Origin of the sequence: Spirosoma endbachense (assembly GCF_010233585.1) — a bacterium.
Taxonomy (GTDB): domain Bacteria; phylum Bacteroidota; class Bacteroidia; order Cytophagales; family Spirosomataceae; genus Spirosoma; species Spirosoma endbachense.
In genome coordinates, this window is the sequence record NZ_CP045997.1 from 3,701,823 (window position 1) to 3,722,035 (window position 20,213).

Here is a 20,213-nt window from a genome sequence, read left to right on the forward strand (position 1 = left end):
TTAGAGGGTAATACCAGACCGTCTAGTATATGATCCAACGTTTAGATTTTTTTGTCCTACGACGCCCGGTTTTTTCTGTCGACTCCCTGCATTCCCGTTACCAACTACTCCGGGACAATCCTGCTGCTCTACCCGACATACTTCGTGACTGGTTTAGCACTCCGCTTCAGCAGCAAGCTTTAGAAACAGCTTCTCCCCAATTGTTTGCCCGAGTCCAGCGATGGCTGGCGGGTGAGTCGCTATCTGACGAAGCAAAAATTATCAGTACGCTCCATAAGTATTTAATCCGAATGACTACCCGCAGTACGCCCTATGGCTTATTTGCCGGGTGTACAATCGGCTCGATTGGTAGTACCACTCAGTTTCAGGCAGGATCACCAGCCACCATTGCCCCCCACGTTCGTTTAGACATCGACTATTTACAATCCATTAAAGACTGGCTTCTGGCTCAGCCTGATATCCGGCGACAGCTTCGGCTTTTTACTAATTCAACGCTTTATCTGGCAGGCAATTACTTTCGCTTTATCGAGCAACAGCAGGAAACGACCGGCCGGACTTACTTTATCAGCGCCGTTGGCCGGGATGACTTACTGGCTGACCTGTTTTCATTTGCCCAGCAGGGTGTAACGGGCGATGACATTGTCGATTTTCTGAATACCCGCTACCAGGTTACACCCGACGATGCGGCTCATTATGTCAGTGAACTAATTGACAGTCAACTTCTTGTTTTCGAACTGGAGCCATCGCTCACCGGCGATCCCTACCTGACTGCGATGCAAAATCGGTTAGCCACGCTTTCCCAATCGCTCTCTGTCTTATATAGCCAACAGGTTATTGAGGAAGTGACCAGCCTGTTAACGACCCCACCTCTTCAACTGCCTGCCTTACTAAATTACCTCGATGAACAGGGTATCAACAAGCCGGGCAGCGACCTGATTCAGATTGACACAGCCTTCGCTGGCGACCAGTACCAGGTAAGCGAACGCTGGCTCAATAACCTTCAACGCCAGTTAAACGTATTGCTGGTTCTAAACCAGCCCTTTCATAGTAACGATCTCGATGACTTCCGGCATCGTTTTTATACCCGTTACGAAGAAGAAGAAGTGCCACTGGCCCTGGCCCTGGACCATGAGATGGGAATAGGCTATGGCAACAGCTCGACCTTAGGCGTAGGCAGTGCCCCGATGATCGATAGCCTGTCGTTACCCGGTAGCGCGATTCATCAGGCCACCTCCCTAACCGACTGGCAGTCATTCGTTTTAACTCGTTATACAGAAGTGCTTCGTTATGGGCATGGAGAGATCGTATTAACCGACTCCGACCTTCAGAAAGTTGGCGATCAGGGCAGCAAGCATCAGACGCTTCCTTCGAGCTGTTATGCGTTTGGTACTTTGGTAGCACCCTCGGCTCAGGCAATCGATAACGACGATTATTTATTTGTTTTATCGGGTTTTAGAGGCCCATCGGCCGTCAATCTAATGAGCCGGTTTAGTGAGTCAGATCCTGACCTGGCCGAGTGTATCCGAAACTGCGCACGACAGGAAGAAGACCATCATCCGGATGTAATTCTGGCCGAAATTGTTCATTTCCCAGAATCCAGAGCTGGTAATATTCTGGTGCGCCCGGCGCTGCACCGGTATGAGATTCCTTACTTAGGCCGGGCTTCGGTTGATGCCGACCACCAGATTCCGCTGTCGGATCTCTATGTATCCGTTCGCAATAACCGGCTGATTCTCCGGTCAAAGCGGCTCAATAAACGAGTCATTCCTCGTTTGTCTAACGCCCATAATTACCAGGGCGGCCTGCCGGTTTATCAATTTCTCTGCAATCTTCAATACCAGGATGCTTATCTGGATCTGCACTGGAACTGGGGCTTGCTGGCCCAACAGGCTTACCTGCCTCGTGTACGGTATAACCACATTGTGCTGAGCCGAGCAACCTGGCAAGTAATGGCCAAACAATTCACACTCAACGACCCAACCCGACTACGCGAACAACTGAACGATATTGGTTTGCCACAGGAGTTTATGATTGTCAGTGGCGACAATGAACTACGTATCGATCTTCGGGTGGACGCCTGCGTTCAACTGTTAATTCAGGAGTTAAGACGGGGAATTACACTTCGTCTGGTCGAGTGTTTGACCACGCCCGAAAGCTGCCCTGTACGCGATTCCGACAATCTGGCCTTTACCCATGAACTGGTTCTCCCCTTTCGGAATTCATCGGCATTGCCCTATGCACCAATCGATGCGGCAACGGCCGACATACCCCAGCGCCGATTCTCGGTGGGTAGTGAATGGCTCTATCTAAAAATTTACGCAGGAGAAAAAGCGTCTGATATTCTGCTGGTTGATGCCCTCTACCCGGCTATTCAGGAGCTGATTGAGCAGCAAATTGTAACAAAGTTCTTTTTTATCCGCTATAAAGACCAGGACCCTCACCTGCGTCTGCGGTTCCACGGCAACCCGTTTATTGAGTTTTACCATTACGTAATCCGACGTATCGAGAAAGCATTACAACCTTACGTACAAAGTGGTATTGTTCACAAAATTCAGACTGATACCTACCAGCGGGAACTGGAACGGTATGGTATGAAAACGATTGCTACCTGCGAACACGTTTTCCACCACGACAGCCTGAGTACTCTTCAGTTTATGAGCCAGACCGGCGATAGCTTCGACGAAAATCTGCGTTTTGCTTTTGCTGCCCACAAAGTAGACCGGCTACTCAAAGGCATGAACACCACAATTGACGATTGTCATTCCCTTCTCAACCACCTGAAGGAGCGGTTTTTCGTGGAATTTAATGGTGATGCCAATCTACGCCAGCAACTAAACGAACGGTATCGAACGTATAAGCCACTTCTTGAACAGGCATTGAGCCGCCCATTTCCGCTAGCGAACGGCCTGGAAGACTGGGCCGATCAACAGCAGCCTTTATTAGCTACGCTGGGTCAGACGAATCAGTCCAGCTCTCATTTTCAGACACTGGCCGGAAGCCTGATCCACATGACAATCAATCGGTTGTTTCCTTCCAAACAACGGGCTTACGAACTGGTTCTTTACCATTGTCTGGCTAAATTCTACGATTCGCAACGAGCCCGACAACAAACCGCAACGCGCCAGTTGACAGACTCCTAAATTATTCGGGCAGCGAATGAGTTAGTCACGGAGCTTATTGAACAGACACCGTTTAAGGGCGAAATTTGGCTATACATAAACCCCTGATAGCCATGAAAACTGTAATCCTTAACAAGCAGAAAAATAATGCGTCCCGGTCTAGTGATTTCCTGTTTATCGACGAGAGTGACGGCATTTTCGACGACAACTGGATCGTTTCGGCGAACGATCTTTTTGGTTCCTTTAACCCGATCGGCGAAGGCCCTGATATGATAACCTTCTACGATCAGGCCGCATGACTACCAATCACTTTACGAACAAAAAGCTCCTCAATTGTATACTGAGGAGCTTTTTCACTGGAATACGATGACGTGAATCGCCTACGAGTATTGAACAGGCGCGAGCTGAATAAAGAGCGAAATGGAGTAACTATCCTCTGATTGTTCCGTTTCGATCCGATGGGACTCTGGATAAAGAAGAGCAAGCCGTTGGCGTACATTGGGTAGATCTACACCACTTGGCTGACGATCGAATGCCGATCGATTCCCAGACGTTATTAAGGTATTTTGCACCGTAAAAACCAGTGTGTCTGACTGGTCGAGGTGGGCTTCGACCCAAACGTAAGCTCCCTGCTGTGTTCCACCAATTCCGTATTTAAAAGCATTTTCGACAAAAGCCAGCAAAATCAGGGGCGCAATGGTCAACCCACTAAAATCCCCTTCACTACTAAAGAGGATTTCAATGCGCTCTCCATGCCGGGTCTGTTCCAACTGAAGGTAGTTTTCGATGTATTCCAGTTCCTGGTCCAGCGTTACGGTCTGGGCATCAGCCTCATAAAGGTTGTAGCGCATCAACTCGGCCAGACGCAATACCAGATCGGCAGCTTCTTCGTCTACGTCGATAATCCGAACGTAGATGCTATTCAGCGAATTGAATAGAAAATGCGGATTGAGCTGAGCTTTTAGTAATTCCAGTTCAAGGAGTTTATTTTCATTATTGATACGCAGGTTATCCAACTCCGTCTGCTGGCTGTTCTGCCGCTGGTTTAGGTAGTAACGAATCAGCTGAATAAACAGGAACGGGCTTGCAAAAAAGTAGGGTGTTCCCAAAACGATAGCAATCGTCCTGGGTGTATGAAGCCAGCCAACCAGACCTGCTTTATATATTGAAAACCAATAGTTTAACTGAGGATATATGCCCTTTGTCAGTATAGTTTCGGGTATTCGGGCCGTCTGCTGAATAAGGGGATAACTCATATACATCAGGCAGTAAATCAGTGCAAAAACAACGATCGATAAACCCGTTAGCCATAACAGTCGGCCACGATACAGGTATCGGGGAAATAGCCAGTGGGCATAGAGTTCATAAGTCAGTATCGTTAAGCAGGAAGTCAATAAGGATATGATCCAGAAATAAGGCTTCTCGGCGGGTTTAAAGGTTGGTGCTTCTATGATTGGCGTCAACCCTAGCATGAGCAGCCAGACTAATCCGCGACGGGCTGTCTGGCGTAGCCAGGAACGATAGGCTGCTCTGTTCATTGAACGGTTGATTGGGCTAAGGTACGAGGGGCTCCTACCCGAGTCAGATCGATACGTAAGGTGACCCGGTAATACTGATCCGTAATATCGTGCTCAATGCTATGATGGTCTGGGTATAACAGGGCCAGCCGTTTCTTAACATTTGGCAAACCGACTCCGCCCGCCTTTCTGGCAACGACAACCGTTGGCCCCTGGCTGATGCTGTTCTCGACAATAAAGAGTAGCGTATCCGCTTCTAACGCAACTTTCACCAGTACATAGGACCCTTCGGTTCCCGATCGGATTCCATGCTTAAAGGCGTTTTCTACGTACGTACCTAATAGCAATGGAGCAATCAGATAGTCGGTCAGATTCCCGCTCACATCGACTTCTACGAAGAGTCGATCGCCATGCCGGGCCTGCTCAAGCACAATATAGCTTTGCAGATAATCTATTTCCTGTTGTACTAATACCTGTGCTGCGCTGGCAGTATCGAGGTTATAGCGCATGAGTTCTGCCAGGCGCAGTACCATATCGGCCGCCCCGTCGTCAGTACCTACCACATGCGAATAAATGCTGTTGAGGGTGTTAAACAGGAAGTGAGGACTAACCTGTGCTTTCAGAAAATCCTGTTTTAGAACGGCATTATCACGATCGAGCAATAATCGATTCCGCGTCAACTGGAATTGTTGTTGCCGTAAAACAATCGTGTCTTTAATGACTTTGAGCGTTAGAAAAATAAACGGAGAGAAAATACTAAAAACAAAATTCCACAGAAATACGCGTAAGGACAGAAACGGCCCGAACCAGCCGCGACCATCGAGAAACGTTCGAATTTGACTAACATAATGAATGGCTTTGGGCTGCGTTGGCTCAACAGCAAGTACAACAGCCCGATTAATGAGGTAGGCACCCCAGAAACCCAGCACGATCCAGAGCAGCAGCCACCCGAGTCGACGTTTATACAGCAGCCGAGGCAGCAGCCAGTACCCCATCAAATAGTAAATAAGCAGGTGTTGCGTAAGCAGGTTAACGCTGAACCATGTAAACGTTGGCCAGTCATTACCGACTGATAATGAGGCCATACTCAGGGCAACGGCAACGATTAAGCTAACGATCAGAATCCGACCGACGCTACGAAAAAAGCGTTGATGTCGAATAAACGTGGCAATCGCCCGGTCGAGTAGATTTTTCACATAAGATTCTCTTTCATGGCTTTCCATACAGACTCCCGGTAGGTGACACCAATTGGCACGCGTTTCCCATCAGTTGTTGTGATCAGATTTCCATCTATTTCCCGAATGGCCCCTTTTCGGACAATGTAAGATCGGTTTACCCGCAGAAACTGGGCAGATGGCAACATCTCCTCAATTTTTGTCATGGTCATGTGCGTGACAATGGTGCGGGTGGGCAGGTGAATGGTAAGGTAATCCTTCATGGCCTCCACAAACACAATTTCTTCCGGCAAGACCTTAATCAGCTTTTTGTCTTCTTTGACCAGAAAGAAATTGGCCGGTGCCGGTTGATTAGTAGCTGTTTCTGCGGTTCGGCTGGCCGGTTGCGGGTTCAATGATGGCAGACTGACCATTGGTGCGGCCGAGGGCTGTAGTTTAGTAACGGCTTTATTGATGGCTCTTAAAAAGCGGTCGAAAGCAACGGGTTTCAGCAAATAATCCAGCACCTCAAGCTCGAAACCCTCTACGGCATATTGCGGAGAGGCCGTTACCATGATAACCTGGGGGCGGGGCAAACTAAGGGATCGCAGAAATTCAATTCCTGTCATTTCGGGCATTTCCACATCGAGCAGGATCAGATCGGGTTGCACCTGTTGTATTTCCCAGAGCGCGTCAACGGCATTGTAACTTTGGCCAACCAGTTCTAGAAATGGAACGCGCTGAATGAATTTTTCCAGTACAGCCCGTGCTGGTTGTTCATCATCAATAATAAAGCATTTCAGGGTCAATGCCATAGAATTAGTAGCCAGGTAGCAAGGTAATTCTTAATACTATAAAAAGAAAGGATACAAAATTCAGGCTTATTACAAAAAGAGAACAGCTAAACTAGCTATAAGTAACTAAATAGTTCACCATGGGAATAGTGATCCGTATTCGATCCTAAACCGCTGGTATTCAGCTTTTACCAAGTGCATTTATTCCGTAGCCCATACACCCTGTTCCCTCAATAGAGTGTATGGACTACCGGTCACCAAACAGGTTCGATTTCACAAATAAAGGATCTATTCTAGATTACATTCATTGTCTGTTCCTTTATTTTCTCCAGTTCATCTTTCATCTGTACCACAAATCGCTGAATGGCCGCGTCATTGGCTTTAGAGCCTATCGTGTTGATTTCGCGGCCAATTTCCTGCGAAATGAAATTCAACTTTTTGCCATTTGCCTCTTCGGTAGAAAGCACTTCCAGAAAATAGGCAAGGTGATTCTTGAGCCGGACTTTCTCTTCTGAAATATCGAACTTTTCAACGTAGTAGACCAGTTCCTGCTCAAAGCGGTTATGGTCAAATGTTTCGCTGTCCAGAAGCTCTTTCACCGAATTACGCATCCGGTCACGTACCGCCGGAATCCGTCGAACGTCCTGCTGTTCAATATCGGCCAGCCGGTCGCTAATGGTTTGAATGTATTCCTGAAATTTACTTTCCAGCACAGCGCCATCCTGCCGGCGGAATTCATCGCATCGACGAATAGCTCCCTGCACTGCGGCCAGCACAGTATTCCAGTCCGATACATCAGCCGTTGGATCGGCCGACTCGGTCATGTAAGCATTTGGTTGTTGCAACGCCAATTGAAGCACATCACTGTCAGAAACGCTCATCAGCATGCCGTTGGCGGTTTCTTTTATGTCATGAACGTATGCCGTTACCAATGGCCGGTTAATTGTCACACCCGGTCGTAATCCACTTGTGCGGGTGAGATTAAGCGATAACTCAACTTTGCCACGCTCCAGCTGTTGGGTCAGCAAGGCCCGCAAGTCAATTTCTTTATCGGAGAACTGCCGGGGAAGGCGGCAATAAATATCTAAAAATTTAGAATTCAGTGTTTTAACTTCAGCCGTTACAGATAAGCTACCAGCTTCTACTGTTGCGTTGCCAAAGCCGGTCATGGATTTAAGCATTTGGAAAGAGTTTAGTACGTGCAGTAGTTGATTTTACAATCTCCGGTTTTATAGTAAGCCGACGCAGGCGATAAGCGGTGCGCCAGTCTGCCGTAAATTCAAACCTGTAAACCAATTACCGTAAACCAACAATTATTTTTCTACGGGTTGCTTTTTAAGTGCATTTTCCTCTAAATCAGCAAACTCCTTTCGCTGACGGGCTACGTCAACAGCCGTGTAAATAGCCTGTAACATCGATGTTTCATCAGCCAGGTTTTTACCGGCAATATCATAGGCGGTTCCATGGTCGGGTGAGGTTCTAACAACGGGCATACCAGCCGTAAAATTTACGCCATCCTCAAAGGCAATAGCCTTGAACGGAATTAATCCCTGATCATGATACATGGCCAATACGGCGTCGAACTTGGTATAGCCTCTTGTTCCGAAGAAACCATCGGCTGGATAAGGGCCAAACACCAGCTGGCCTTTATTACGCCATTCGGCAATGAGTGGCTTGATCACTTCCTGTTCTTCATTACCCAGCAAACCTTCCTCCCCTGCATGCGGATTGAGGCCAAGTACCGCAATTTTTGGTTTTTCAATGCCAAAATCCTGTTTGAGTGATTGCATCATCAGGGTTAACTTTTGCGCAATTCGCTCCCTTGTTACGTTCTGCCGAACACGCCCAAGGGGAACATGCCCCGTTACAACACCTACCCGAAGCCGTTCGCTGACCAGAAACATCAGATTGTCCTGAACACCAAATTCCTGCGCCAGATATTCAGTATGGCCCGGAAATTTAAATTCTTCCGACTGGATGTTGTATTTATTGATCGGCGCGGTTACGAGGGCATCCAGCTTGCCATCTTTCAGGTCATCGACGGCGCGTTGCAGACAGGCCAGCGCGGCTTGTCCGGCGTCTGCCGTTACCTGACCGGGCTGAATGTCCTGATTCTGGTCGGGCCAGCACGTAATGACGTTCGTCATTTTGTGGCTGATTTGCCCAATAGTCGGTGCTCCGTTCAGGTTCCAGTCTTTCAGATTCAGCAGATTACGGTAGCGATTCAAAACCCGCATCGACCCGTAGATAACGGGTGTACAGATTTTTTGCAGCCGATTGTATTGCAGGGCTTTCAGAATTACCTCCGGACCAATGCCATTGTAATCCCCCAGGCTGATGCCGATAACCAGACGGTCCTCACGGCCGACGGCACTACCATCGCGGGGTGTACGATCCTGCGATCCTCCATCCCGGTCCGTACGCCCTGTGTTTTCGGGCTGATGGCTTTCCTGATTCACTGATTCACGGGGTTCTGACGCATTTCGGTCACGATTTCCATTGGCACGGTCTCTGTCGTTTGGGCGAGAATTGTTACGAGGATTTTGGCCTTCCTCGCGCGATACCCGTTCCTGCGCTCCCGCATCACGTGGCCCTCGGTCTGGTGGTCCAGCATCCCGCTCGTTGCGGTTGTTCTTTGGATTTTCGTCCCGCTGTCCGCCTGTACGGCCATTTTGCTGGCGATTCTCCCGCTGGTTCTGGTTACGCTGATTCGCATCCCGCTGATTTGCTGAACGTTGGGGCGTTTCACGCTGATCGGCCGATGGCTTTGCATTGGCTGATGGGGGGGTATTGGCTGGTCGATCACCCGATTTCGGGCCGGTCGACTGGGGTGTACGAGCTTCGTTTGGATCGTCGGATTGGCGTTGTTCCATCTACTTTTGTTAGTTTCGCCAACTAGTTTGAAAGGACGTTGGAAACTTGATCTTGATTACTGGACTCGTTCAATCCATTCGTTAAGATTCAGCGTCCAATGTCTGTAATTGACGCAAGTTACGAAAACCCCACGGATGTCCCAGAATCAGCGTTCTATTCTCATTGCCGACGAAATGCACCCGTCGCTCTTTGCCATGCTCGATGAGGCAGGCTTTATGTATGACTATCAACCAAAAATTACGAGAGAAGGGCTACTTAACCAGATAGCTCCCTTCAATGGACTTATTATCCGGAGTAAAACAACGGTAGACGAAGAGATTTTCAGTAAAGCTCCGAATCTGCAATTTATTGGACGGGCAGGTGCCGGTCTGGATTTAATTGACCTCGACGCAGCTGAACGCCGGAATATTCGCGTGTTTCATGCAGGTGCCGGGAATCGGGATGCCGTGGCCGAACATACGGTTGGTATGCTACTCGGTTTACTGGCCAACATTCTGAAAGCGGACCATGAAGTTCGGCAGGGCATCTGGGACCGCGAAGGTAATCGGGGTTACGAGTTGGGGAACCTTACCGTTGGCCTGGTTGGCTATGGTAATAATGGAAGTGCAACGGCCCGTCGGCTCAGCGGCTTCGGATGCCGGGTGCTGGCTTATGACAAATACCTGACAAATTATGGCGATGCGTTTGCTCAGGAAGCTACGCTGGAGCAAATTATAGCCGAGGCCGATGTGCTCAGCCTACATGTGCCATTAACCGACGACACGCGGATGATGATCAACGATACGTTCATCGACCGTTTTGCCAAACCATTTTACCTCATCAACATTGCACGGGGCGAAATCACCTCCCTATCAGCGCTGGTTCGCGGCCTGGAAAGCGGTAAAGTGCGGGGAGTCTGTCTGGACGTGCTGGAGAATGAAAAATTAGCGAAGCTCACCCCCGAGCAGCAGGCTTCGTTCGATTACCTGCGTCAGTCGAACCGGGTCGTTCTGACCCCTCACATTGCCGGGTGGACACACGAAAGCTATGTCCGAATCAATGAAGTTCTGGTTAAAGACTTGATGAATGTGTAAAACTGAGCGGGGTAGTGTCGATTTTAGAATCGACACTACCCCATTGCTTATCTATTTTTCGGGCGTAAAATTCGCACTCGTGCAGGATGCCCCCGCTTCCGTAGTCAGGCAAATCTGCCCCGCAACAGCCCCTGTTGGAACAGTTACCACTAAAGAGCTTCCCGAAAGCTTGAAGGTAGCGGGTAAGACACCGCCATTGAATTTTACGGCTGTCACATTCGCCAGATTCTGACCCGTAATGGTTATTTCTTCACCTGCTTTAGCCGTTTTGGGCGTAAAGTCGGTAATAGTTGCCAGTCGAAGAATGGTAAATGTATCCGTAAGCACAGATTCATTGGTTGCATTGAGCACTCGAATCGGGCCGGTCTGAGCATCCGATGGCACCAGAATCCATCGCTCCGTATCCTCATTTTTGCCCCCGTCAGCAGCGGGGGTAGTTGTGCCGGTAAAGTAAAACTGAGCATTCAGCAGGAAATTACCCCGCACAACGACGCGTTCGCCGGAACGCGCCTTGGCCGGAAGAAAGTCGGTAATAAGCGCCTTTTGCACCACAACCAGAGGCTGGCTGGTGGCGGTTCCGGCCCGGTTCGTGACCGTAACCACACCACTAACCGCATTGGCCGGTATGCTGACAATAATCTGTGAGCCTTCAATACTACTGTTAATGGAAACGACCTGTCCACTAACCCGAACTTCTGTTGTCCTGTATAAATTCTGCCCTGTTATCGTAATGGGTTGCAGACGCAGCTGGCGGACGGGCGTTATGACCAGATTGGAGGGAGCCACGTAAAAGAAGAATGGATCGGCTGCACTGGCGTTCCCGCCAACACTGGTCACCGAAACCGTTACCTGCCCCGGCGATCCCAGATTAGGCACCGTTGCTTCAAGCTGCGTATCACTGATGACGCGGAAGGGAACGGATGCGGTCCCAAACAACACGCTTGATACATCACGTAAATTAAGCCCGGTCAGAATAATTTTATCGCCTGTAATGCCGTCTCGTGCGCTCAGGTTAGCAACAGCAGGCTGCAACACAATTTGTAGACTATCGGCGCTGGTAGCCACCAGCTTTTCAAATACCGTTACGGTGACTTTACCGGATGTAGCATTTGTCGGGATTACCGTACGGATTTCGGTGTCTTTAATACTTGTTTGATTGCGGTCGGTCGTCAATCCGTTGATACGCACCAGACCATCCAGAAGGTTTTGCCCCTGAATTATAAGTTCAGAACCAGGTTTCGCCCTTTTCGTGGAGATACTGGTGATTTGTGGTGTCCCGGCTACAATAAATCCAGTGAAAGTTTCTCCTCCTTTGGTGGTAATGACAATGTTGAGTGGTCCATGTGGTATTTTTTCCGGCACTACCAGTGTCAGTTTGTTGGCCGTACTGTCTTTAACGATGGGCGGAGTCTGTTCGAATCGAAGTGACTGAATCTGATTTAAATAGCTGCCGGTTATGACTACTTCTGTTCCCGGCAAACCGTTACTTGGCGTTATCGACGTGATCACAGGAGGTGGTTGCAACACATTGAGTGGCAGAGGGTCCGATATTCCTTCGCTGGTTTGTACCCTGACCTGGGTAACGCCCGGCGCAATCAGCGGCACCGTTACCCGAATGCTTTGTTCCGATGAGCCCAGAATCTGACCAACAACCGCCGAACCGGCTCCCCCAAATGTGACAACGGGTTCATCGCCGAACTGATAACCTCCCAGCGTAATCTCCTGACCAACATAGGCTTCCTTGGGCAACAATGTCGCTAGTTCTGGTGGAGCATTTTTGACGCGACAAGCCGATATCCCGAGTACTAAAAAAAGGAAGGCAAAAACAACGGAAACTAACTTCATAACTGGCAGAGGGCTCTTTCGCCCGGAGCAAACATTCGTTGCGGTGTAGTAAAAGTAGCCAATTTTAGTGTCTAAAAACCATTTCTCGCGAAAGCCTGTTAGGAATAGTGTACAGCAAATACGCTAGCTTTGGCAAGCTAAAAACTCATAAATCGCTAATCCATCGTTAGTTGTACAGTATCCGTTATCCATAAAAACGCGAATGAACTACCGCAGCCTGAAGTCATCAAATTTATTGAAAATTACTACACTCGGCGAACTGAAAGCCGCAGGGTATATTCCCCGACCTATTAAACAGGAATTACGAGAAAATCTGATCGAACGGATACGGGATAAAGAAGTTGTTTTCCCCGGTATCTGGGGCTATGAAGATACCGTCATTCCGGATGTGGAACGCGCTATTCTGTCCATGCACCACATAAACCTACTGGGGTTGCGCGGGCAGGCCAAAACCCGGATCGCCCGCCTGATGGTCAATCTCTTGGATGAGTATATTCCAGTGGTTGCCGGTTCTGAACTCAACGACGATCCGCTCCAGCCCCTATCTCGTTTTGCACTGGACCTTATTGCCGAAAAAGGTGATCAGACCCCCGTAGCCTGGATGCATCGGAATGATCGATACACCGAAAAACTCGCTACGCCCGACGTGTCGGTGGCCGACCTTATTGGGGATGTAGATCCGATCAAGGCTGCGACGCTTAAATTGCCGTACTCGGATGAACGCACCATTCACTTTGGTCTGATTCCCCGCTCCCATCGCTGCATTTTCGTCATCAACGAATTGCCTGATCTTCAGGCCCGTATTCAGGTATCACTCTTCAATATTTTGCAGGAAGGTGATATTCAGATTCGGGGTTTCAAACTCCGTTTGCCGCTCGATATTCAGTTTGTCTTTACGGCCAATCCGGAAGATTATACCAATCGGGGTAGCATCGTAACACCCCTGAAAGACCGGATTGATTCGCAGATTGTGACACACTATCCGAAATCAATTGAAATCGGAAAAAAAATCACCATGCAGGAAGCCGTCGTTAAGACCGAGCAGAAGGGAATGGTGAAAACCAACGACCTCATTGCCGACCTTATCGAACAGGTTGCGCTCGAAGCCCGCGAAAGTGAATATGTTGATTCGAAGAGTGGGGTATCGGCCCGGATGACCATTTCGGCTTACGAAAATCTCCTGTCTTCGGCCGAACGGCGGGCATTGCTGAACGGTGAAAAAGACACCCACGTCCGCATCGCGGATCTATACGGTGTTGTACCCGCCATTTGTGGTAAAGTTGAGCTGGTCTATGAAGGCGAAGTGGAAGGGCCGGTTATTGTGGCGCAGAATTTGATTGGGAAAGCAGTTCGGAATCAGTTTTTGCAATATTTCCCGAATCCGGAAAAAGCCAAAAAAGACAAACGCGGCAATCCATACAAGAAGATTACCGATTGGTTTGGGGATGGAAACATCATGGAAATTCTGAGCGATCTAACCAATCGTGACTACGAAGCCCGTCTGCGCACCATTGATGGACTGGATGATGTAGTCGATCTGTTCCACGCGCGACTCAGTAAGCCCGAAAAATTATTCATGATGGAATTCGCGCTACATGGTCTGGCCGAACATTCACTGATCGGCAAAAAAGCGCTCGACACAGGTCAGCAGTTTAAAGATCTGTTAGGCTCCATGTTCAACCCCGGCAGCAATTTTGGGGGAGAGGATGAAGACGAGGAAGACGACGATAGCCGGTATTAACTAGTAAGCAATAGGCATTCTACAGTAGGCAGGTTTGGTTAACTGCCTACTGTAGAATGCCTATTAGTCTCTAAGTAGTAGAATACTTCCTTCCTTTTGTGGCTTGCCGGAGCCCGTCTGCAATCTGTAGGAATAAACGCCTATGGGCAACTCATGGCCATTTAGCGTACCGTCGAAGGGCGTTGGATAGCCTTTGGCGGATTGATAAATCACCTCGCCCCACCGGTTGTAAATTGTAATGACTGCATCAGGAAAGGCTTCGATGCCAGGCAGGGCCAGTACATCGTTCATACCGTCGCCATTGGGCGTAAAGGCATCCGGCACCCAGATCTGATCGATGATCTTAATTCGTACGGAATCTTCGCTAGCGCATCCTAAACTGTCTGATGCCTTAACGGTGTATGTAATAGTATTCAGGACCGATACGGCTAAGGGGGTCGCAATGGTCGGATTATCCAGATACGTACTGGGCGTCCATTGAAAAAAAACGGCATTAGTGCTGATTGAAGGCGTAAGCTGAATTGTATTCCCCTTATTCGTGACGATGCTATCGGGCAATTCAATACTGGGCGATTTCCCAACAACAACAGTTCGGGTAACGACTACATCAGCGCATTCGGGCGACGGCTTAATTGCATACGACAGACGGTGATTACCAATTCCGGCGAGTCGCGGATCGAATTCATTTCCACCAACACCATTGCCGGAAAACGTTCCGCCAGGGGGACTGGCGTTTAGAGTGATTATTGTCGCATTGGCTTCACAAATGGCTGGTATTGAATCAAAGAGAACCGTCAGCGGAGGAATGGCCTCCACAAGAAAGGGTTCTGAAACGTGCGAACAACCACTATCGTCGGTAATCCTGACAACATAACTTCCCGACGTTTTCGCCTGATACTGCGCACCCGTTGCGCCCTGAATCGGCTGACCGTCTCGTTGCCATGTGTAACTTTTCCCCCTACTGCTCTCTAATAATAATGAATCTTCCGGGCATAATCGCGGTGAACCTCTAACCGATCGAATGGACGCGGGTAAGGCTGGCAAGCGCGAAATGGAGAGCGTATCGGTCCGGAAAACACAACCAAAAGCAGTATCCGTTAATACCGCCCAATACGTTCCTTCCTGGCTAACTCGCACTGTATCGGCAGTTTGGTGCGTCAACGGCTGGCCATTGTGGTACCACTCATAGCGCACAGCCAGATTTGCCGACGCCTGAAGCCGAACAGAACCATCTACTGCGCAGAGCGATCCGCTTGCCTTTATTGAGCTGGTTAACGTGGCGGTTTTGACAATAATATTCTTTGACGTTCCGGGTTTTAAACACTCGTTTTTCGAATAAACAATAACATTATAACTACCAGGCTCATAAATCGTTAGCGAGGGTTTGTTAGCCGCCGAGATGCTGCTACCATTCCGATACCATTGGTAGTTCCAGTTCGAATCAACTGTTGTTTGAAGAACGATTGAGCCTCCCTGACAGATCGTTGCTTCAGGTGCTGTCGATGATTGATTCTCAGCATGAACGACTGGACTTGGTATGGTTTCGGATGCACAGTCGATCACCAAGAACTGAAAATCCCGTCTGACTTCGCCGAGCTTCCTGCCATTCCGGTATTTCTCGACTTTAACCCCAAAAACAAATAAGCCCGCTTGCGTAGCGGTTACCGATAATTCGCCCGTTTTTGCATTAATAGCAAGTGGAGGTGAGCCATGTATGGCATTGGCAGGCCCATAACCCGGCACCCAGGCAACGCCCGGATAAGGTCCGGGAGAAATAGCCTGTGTATAAATTTTCTGGTCGAGGGGTGTTACGAGTGAATAGGTTAATTGATCGCCATCGGGATCTGTTGCGCCAAAGGGAAATCGGAACGGTTCACCGATACAGATGTATTCCCCGGTCATGGGCGGGAAATGGGGAGAAGAATACTTAATGGGCTTGCCACTCTGTTGCAGGGGAGGAAATTCCAGGTAATAGGTGAAGCCCGTATCGTATGATTTTTTAATGTTGTTAATGCTAACGTTTCGGTTCCGGCCCTGATACGAGATATAATAACCCTGGCTGTCACTATATTCGGATGGGTCGAGTTGAATTTCCGCTTCAAAATTTACCGTAATAAAATTGAGGTTTCGGAGTTTGGCGCAAAACTCATTGCTAAACACGATTGGTTCACCTGGCCCGGTTCGTTTCGCGTAAAAAGCGAACAACATGACATTGTCTCTTTTCCTGAACACGCCCAATCCGCCACCTGCCTGGGCATCAGCGCGTGGCCCGGCTTCAAAGTAATTGGTTAGGACAATCCGATAATGGCCGGGTATATCGCCAATCGCCTGCATTTCCAGTTGCCCTCCTACCTGATGGGCACCCAGCGCTTGCAGGGATGTTCCGATCAGGGTTAGCCATAGTATGACCCGAAAAATAGATAGACACATAAACTAGTCGTTCCAGATTTTCTGTCCAGTCACTCATTGCCATACAGGTGTGTTTTTAAGCGGATTCATCTCTGAAGACTCCCCACTTCTCAGACCGCTAAATAGGGCCTTATTAGCCACAAATCATAGGAATTTTGTTACCGATTCATCAAATAACCGCATTAATATTTAATCTTATTTATGTTTATTGATTTATTATAACTATTTTAACCTGTAAAAATAGGCGTGTTTATTAGGTCTCAATAGAACTAACCTTTCTACGGTTTCGATTCCATCATCAATGCACTGGACTATTGCCATGATCGCCCCGGCTGAGGTTCATTAAAATGACCTGGGTCCGGAAAATCTCGTTTTCCGGACCCAGGTCATTTTAGCTTTTTTAGCTACGAATTAGCCGTTCAATAACCGACTGAGTTAGTCTGCAACAATTTCCAGCACGAGCTTGCCCGTATTTTGCCCGCCGAACAACTGGCCCAGGAGCGTGACAAATGTATCGACCGGACCCGAAACCAGATGAACGTCGGATCGAATAGTGCCTTCACGAATCCAGCCCGCTATTTCGGCACGTGCCTCCGCAAACTCATCGTAAAAATCGATGCCGACAAAGCCCTCCATACGCGCACGGGTCGAGATGAGCGTCAGGTAATTGGCCGGGCCACGCATAAATTGCATGTTATTGTATTGCGAAACGGCCCCCGACAAAATCACCCGGCCTCCTCTGGCCATCAGCGGTAATGCCCCGTTGAGCACATCACCGCCAACATTGTCGAAGAATACGTGAACACCGTCGGGACAAAGAGCCGCTAACTCGTCGCGCCAGGTTGGCGATTTATACGACAGGCAGGCATCGAATCCGAACTCCTTTTCAACAATCCGGCATTTTTCCGGGCTACTGGTAATTCCCACAACAAAGCACCCCTGCCGTTTGGCAATCTGTCCGGCCAGGCTTCCCACACCACCCGCAGCAGCCGAAATCAGGACCGTTTCCCCCGCCCGGATCTGACCCACCCGTAACAGTCCGAAGTAGGCGGTCATACCCGGAAGCCCTAATGCGCCAAGGTAGGCTGGCAGTGGAGCCCCGGCTGGATCGACCCGATACGGTTTATTTCCGTAATCGGGTTTCGTGAGGTGTTCTTCAGTCAGCAAGGCATACTCCTGAATGCCGAGATTCGTATAGAGGTAATCGCCTGTTTTGTAGTCAGGATGGCGCGATTCCACGACCATACCCGTTCCCAACGCCCGCATTACGGCCCCAACAGGTACGGGGTTTATGTAAGATCGGCCTCCTGCCATCCAGCTGCGCATGGCCGGATCAATGGATACGTACCGATTCTGAACCCGTATTTCATTGATGCCAAGTGGCTGCAAAGGCTGTGTTTCTACCGAGAAATCAGTTGCTTTAGGCAAACCAAGCGGCCGGTTGATGAGTCGAACTTGCGTGTTTTGCATAATCTTTGATCGTAATTAATTCTGTAACAGATCGTTAAGAGTTTTACTACGCTTATCAATTCCCCAGTTTATAAACAGACCCAGGTAATAGAAGCGATTGGCCAGCGGCATCGACGCTTCCCTGTTTGTGAGTGAGCTGTATTGATAACCGAATATCTGCTGATTACCCAGCAAGTTGTTGGCCGAAAAGGCAAGCGTTGAATTAGCCTTACCGATGCGGGTCAAATAAGCCACCGTGGCTCCTACGTTATGATAGGCTGGTGTATGATCGGTCATAAACTGGTCCTTCGACCGATTGGGATTATAATAAGGCCGTCCTGATGCAAAGGTGTAGGTCAGACCGATGTTGAGCGGAATCGACGGAATCAGCACATTGACAACGGTAGCCAGCGTATGCGTGGCCGCAAAACTGGGTTGCACCAGCATCGGATAGTCGAGATATTGCCGTTTTGTATCCAGGTATGAGTACGATACCCAATAGTTTACGTTCGGAAGACGGTTTTCTTCTTTCCAGAGTACCTCAAACCCACGGGCATAGCCTTTGCCGGTCGAACTGGTATCGGGGCTTGTCCGAAGCAGCCGGTTATACGTTTTTTGATACAACTCCACCCGCAGCAACTGATTGGTCCGTACCATCTGATAACTCGCGATGTAGTGGGTAGCTTCCTGAAAACGCAGCGAGTTGCGGTTTGTATTGCTGATCAGGTAATCGTAGGTCGGTTGTTGGTAAAATTGCCCATAGCTAAGGGTCAGCTTATGAACCTTTCCCGGTGCATAGCTCAGCGACATACGCGGTGCCACAGCCAGCCGACTGATTGCCGATGCCCCCTCGGCCCGCAGACCAAGCCGGGTGCTCAGCGTCCGACTCAGCGACACGTTACTTTCAGCAAAAACGGCGCCATATTGTTCGTTCAGATGCTGGGTTGGCGCAATCAGATGCTGTTGAGCCAGTTGCATGTCGGTTCCGGTCATGACATGGTCCATACCCAGGTACAGATCCGATCCTTTCCCGATCGACCGCCGAAAGACAACCCGCGTATTATAGACCTGCTGGGCAACCTGGCGCGACCGACGCAGCGATACCTGTCCATCGATCATCGGCAAAGAGTCAATTGACGCGGTATTATTGGATAAACTGGCGCCAAATCCGGCATTCATCGTCCATTCCTTACCCACACTGCCTGCATACGAAACGCTCACAAAACCATTGCTACTTACCAACCCATACTGGGCGGTTCGGCCGGTGGTATTCTGCAAAAACTGGACGTTGTTGCGGCCAACCGTTCCAAGAATTTTCAGTACTCCTTTATCGCCAGCCCGATATTTGAGGTGAAACAGGCCGTCGAGGTATTCCGGGCCAGCGGTAAACGTGCGACGCTGCGGAACAATGTGATAATAGGGACTCATGTTCGTGTAGGTGATCGACCCACCTGCCGACAGCCGCTCAGGGCGGATCACGCGGTTCATTTCGAGCATGGCACCCGTTGTGCTGATGTTGCCGCCTATCGATGAACGGTCGGCCACATCGTTGGTTTCCAGAATCAAAGCCGATGACAACGCCTGACCGTACAGGGCCGAATAACCACCACTACTAAAGAAATTTCCCGAAAATAGCTCTGGCGCAAACCGACCCCGCTGCGACACACCCGGACTACCGTTGTAGAAAAAATTATTGGCCAGCAGTCCATCCACATACACCTTCGTTTCATCGCTGGTGCCGCCCCTGACAAACAACCCGGTAGCATCCGAAGTGGCCTGTACACCGGGCATTGTCCGAATGCCATTCGCAATATCGGCATTGCTGCCACCCATTGCCCGAACCTCCAGCGCTTTCAGGCTGGGGAGCCCGCCCCGGCCCAGAAAATCAGTTTTTCGGGTTTTAACGGTGACACCATCCAGATTGATCGACTCTTCATTGAGCACGAACTTTAGTGTTACCTGCCGTGTCGTGTCGCTGATGGTAATCGTCATCGGCAGATGAGCATAACCCAACATCTGCGCCACCACCTGAACGGTTCCCCGACCATCGGTCGTGAACGAGAAGGAGCCATCGGCGTCGGTGGTGGCTCCGGCATACGAATTCAGGATACCAATATTAGCACTGGCTAGTGGCTTCATCTGTGCATTGAACACCTTACCCTGCACAACAACCTGACTCCAGGCAGGACTACTCAGAAGCAGCCCTAAAATGAATGTCTGTAGACGTGTTTTCATGTC

Annotated in this window: 13 protein-coding genes; 4 read left to right on the plus strand and 9 right to left on the minus strand. The window is 49.4% G+C overall.

Annotated elements, in window-relative coordinates:
• Window positions 1–29: 29 nt before the first annotated feature.
• Both GJR95_RS14815 and GJR95_RS14820 read left to right on the plus strand, forming a co-directional pair.
• The gene (locus GJR95_RS14815; protein ID WP_162386602.1) at window positions 30–3,140 is read left to right on the plus strand and encodes a lantibiotic dehydratase; all 3,111 of its coding nucleotides are present in this window, start codon (window positions 30–32) and stop codon (window positions 3,138–3,140) included.
• 92 nt (window positions 3,141–3,232) lie between these two features.
• The gene (locus GJR95_RS14820) at window positions 3,233–3,418 is read left to right on the plus strand and encodes a hypothetical protein (RefSeq protein ID WP_162386603.1); all 186 of its coding nucleotides are present in this window, start codon (window positions 3,233–3,235) and stop codon (window positions 3,416–3,418) included.
• A gap of 81 nt (window positions 3,419–3,499) precedes the next feature.
• Here GJR95_RS14820 and GJR95_RS14825 read toward each other — a convergent pair whose 3' ends face one another.
• The 5 genes from GJR95_RS14825 to pdxA form a co-directional block, all read right to left on the minus strand.
• A complete protein-coding gene (locus GJR95_RS14825) occupies window positions 3,500–4,657 on the minus strand; it encodes a sensor histidine kinase (RefSeq protein WP_162386604.1) in 1,158 nt (385 codons plus the stop codon).
• The gene (locus GJR95_RS14830; RefSeq protein WP_162386605.1) at window positions 4,654–5,832 is read right to left on the minus strand and encodes a sensor histidine kinase; all 1,179 of its coding nucleotides are present in this window, start codon (window positions 5,830–5,832) and stop codon (window positions 4,654–4,656) included. Before GJR95_RS14830 ends, GJR95_RS14825 begins: the two co-directional genes overlap by 4 nt.
• Window positions 5,829–6,605, minus strand: coding sequence for a LytR/AlgR family response regulator transcription factor (locus GJR95_RS14835; RefSeq protein ID WP_162386606.1), 777 nt, complete (start codon window positions 6,603–6,605; stop codon window positions 5,829–5,831). The genes GJR95_RS14830 and GJR95_RS14835 overlap by 4 nt, the downstream gene beginning before the upstream one ends.
• A 272-nt stretch (window positions 6,606–6,877) precedes the next feature.
• The gene (locus GJR95_RS14840) at window positions 6,878–7,765 is read right to left on the minus strand and encodes a YicC/YloC family endoribonuclease (RefSeq protein WP_162386607.1); all 888 of its coding nucleotides are present in this window, start codon (window positions 7,763–7,765) and stop codon (window positions 6,878–6,880) included.
• 132 nt (window positions 7,766–7,897) lie between these two features.
• Window positions 7,898–9,457, minus strand: coding sequence for a 4-hydroxythreonine-4-phosphate dehydrogenase PdxA (pdxA, locus tag GJR95_RS14845; protein WP_162386608.1), 1,560 nt, complete (start codon window positions 9,455–9,457; stop codon window positions 7,898–7,900).
• A 135-nt stretch (window positions 9,458–9,592) separates the two neighbouring features.
• Between pdxA and GJR95_RS14850 the strand changes: the two genes are divergently transcribed.
• On the plus strand, window positions 9,593–10,531 hold the full coding sequence (locus GJR95_RS14850; RefSeq protein WP_162386609.1) for a 2-hydroxyacid dehydrogenase: 939 nt from the start codon (window positions 9,593–9,595) through the stop codon (window positions 10,529–10,531).
• A 51-nt stretch (window positions 10,532–10,582) separates the two neighbouring features.
• On the opposite strand, the gene GJR95_RS14855 is transcribed toward GJR95_RS14850, so the two are convergent.
• Entirely contained in the window at window positions 10,583–12,376 is a 1,794-nt protein-coding gene (locus GJR95_RS14855) for an IPT/TIG domain-containing protein (protein ID WP_162386610.1), read from the minus strand.
• Window positions 12,377–12,578: 202 nt separating this feature from the next.
• On the opposite strand from GJR95_RS14855, the gene GJR95_RS14860 reads away from it, so the two are divergent.
• Window positions 12,579–14,117: a P-loop NTPase family protein gene (locus GJR95_RS14860; protein WP_162386611.1), complete on the plus strand. Its 1,539-nt coding sequence runs from the start codon at window positions 12,579–12,581 to the stop codon at window positions 14,115–14,117.
• 63 nt (window positions 14,118–14,180) lie between these two features.
• Here the strand turns inward: GJR95_RS14860 and GJR95_RS14865 are convergent, their stop codons facing one another.
• The 3 genes from GJR95_RS14865 to GJR95_RS14875 all read right to left on the minus strand — a co-directional run bounded on the left by GJR95_RS14865 (window position 14,181) and on the right by GJR95_RS14875 (window position 20,210).
• Window positions 14,181–16,547, minus strand: coding sequence for a gliding motility-associated C-terminal domain-containing protein (locus tag GJR95_RS14865; protein WP_162386612.1), 2,367 nt, complete (start codon window positions 16,545–16,547; stop codon window positions 14,181–14,183).
• 414 nt (window positions 16,548–16,961) lie between these two features.
• On the minus strand, window positions 16,962–17,996 hold the full coding sequence (locus tag GJR95_RS14870; protein WP_162386613.1) for an NADP-dependent oxidoreductase: 1,035 nt from the start codon (window positions 17,994–17,996) through the stop codon (window positions 16,962–16,964).
• A 15-nt stretch (window positions 17,997–18,011) separates the two neighbouring features.
• Window positions 18,012–20,210, minus strand: a complete 2,199-nt coding sequence (locus GJR95_RS14875) for a TonB-dependent receptor (RefSeq protein WP_162386614.1) — start codon at window positions 20,208–20,210, stop codon at window positions 18,012–18,014.
• Window positions 20,211–20,213 lie beyond the last annotated feature (3 nt).

Bases quoted from the DNA above. Each gene is read 5' to 3' on its own strand.
- GJR95_RS14825 (WP_162386604.1), bottom strand. From the start codon at position 4,657: ATGAACAGAGCAGCCTATCGTTCCTGGCTACGCCAGACAGCCCGTCGC.
- GJR95_RS14835 (WP_162386606.1), bottom strand. From the start codon at position 6,605: ATGGCATTGACCCTGAAATGCTTTATTATTGATGATGAACAACCAGCA.
- GJR95_RS14865 (WP_162386612.1), bottom strand. From the start codon at position 16,547: ATGTGTCTATCTATTTTTCGGGTCATACTATGGCTAACCCTGATCGGA.
- GJR95_RS14875 (WP_162386614.1), bottom strand. From the start codon at position 20,210: ATGAAAACACGTCTACAGACATTCATTTTAGGGCTGCTTCTGAGTAGT.
- pdxA (WP_162386608.1), bottom strand. From the start codon at position 9,457: ATGGAACAACGCCAATCCGACGATCCAAACGAAGCTCGTACACCCCAG.
- GJR95_RS14860 (WP_162386611.1), top strand. From the start codon at position 12,579: ATGAACTACCGCAGCCTGAAGTCATCAAATTTATTGAAAATTACTACA.
- GJR95_RS14815 (WP_162386602.1), top strand. From the start codon at position 30: ATGATCCAACGTTTAGATTTTTTTGTCCTACGACGCCCGGTTTTTTCT.
- GJR95_RS14855 (WP_162386610.1), bottom strand. From the start codon at position 12,376: ATGAAGTTAGTTTCCGTTGTTTTTGCCTTCCTTTTTTTAGTACTCGGG.
- GJR95_RS14870 (WP_162386613.1), bottom strand. From the start codon at position 17,996: ATGCAAAACACGCAAGTTCGACTCATCAACCGGCCGCTTGGTTTGCCT.
- GJR95_RS14840 (WP_162386607.1), bottom strand. From the start codon at position 7,765: ATGCTTAAATCCATGACCGGCTTTGGCAACGCAACAGTAGAAGCTGGT.
- GJR95_RS14850 (WP_162386609.1), top strand. From the start codon at position 9,593: ATGTCCCAGAATCAGCGTTCTATTCTCATTGCCGACGAAATGCACCCG.
- GJR95_RS14820 (WP_162386603.1), top strand. From the start codon at position 3,233: ATGAAAACTGTAATCCTTAACAAGCAGAAAAATAATGCGTCCCGGTCT.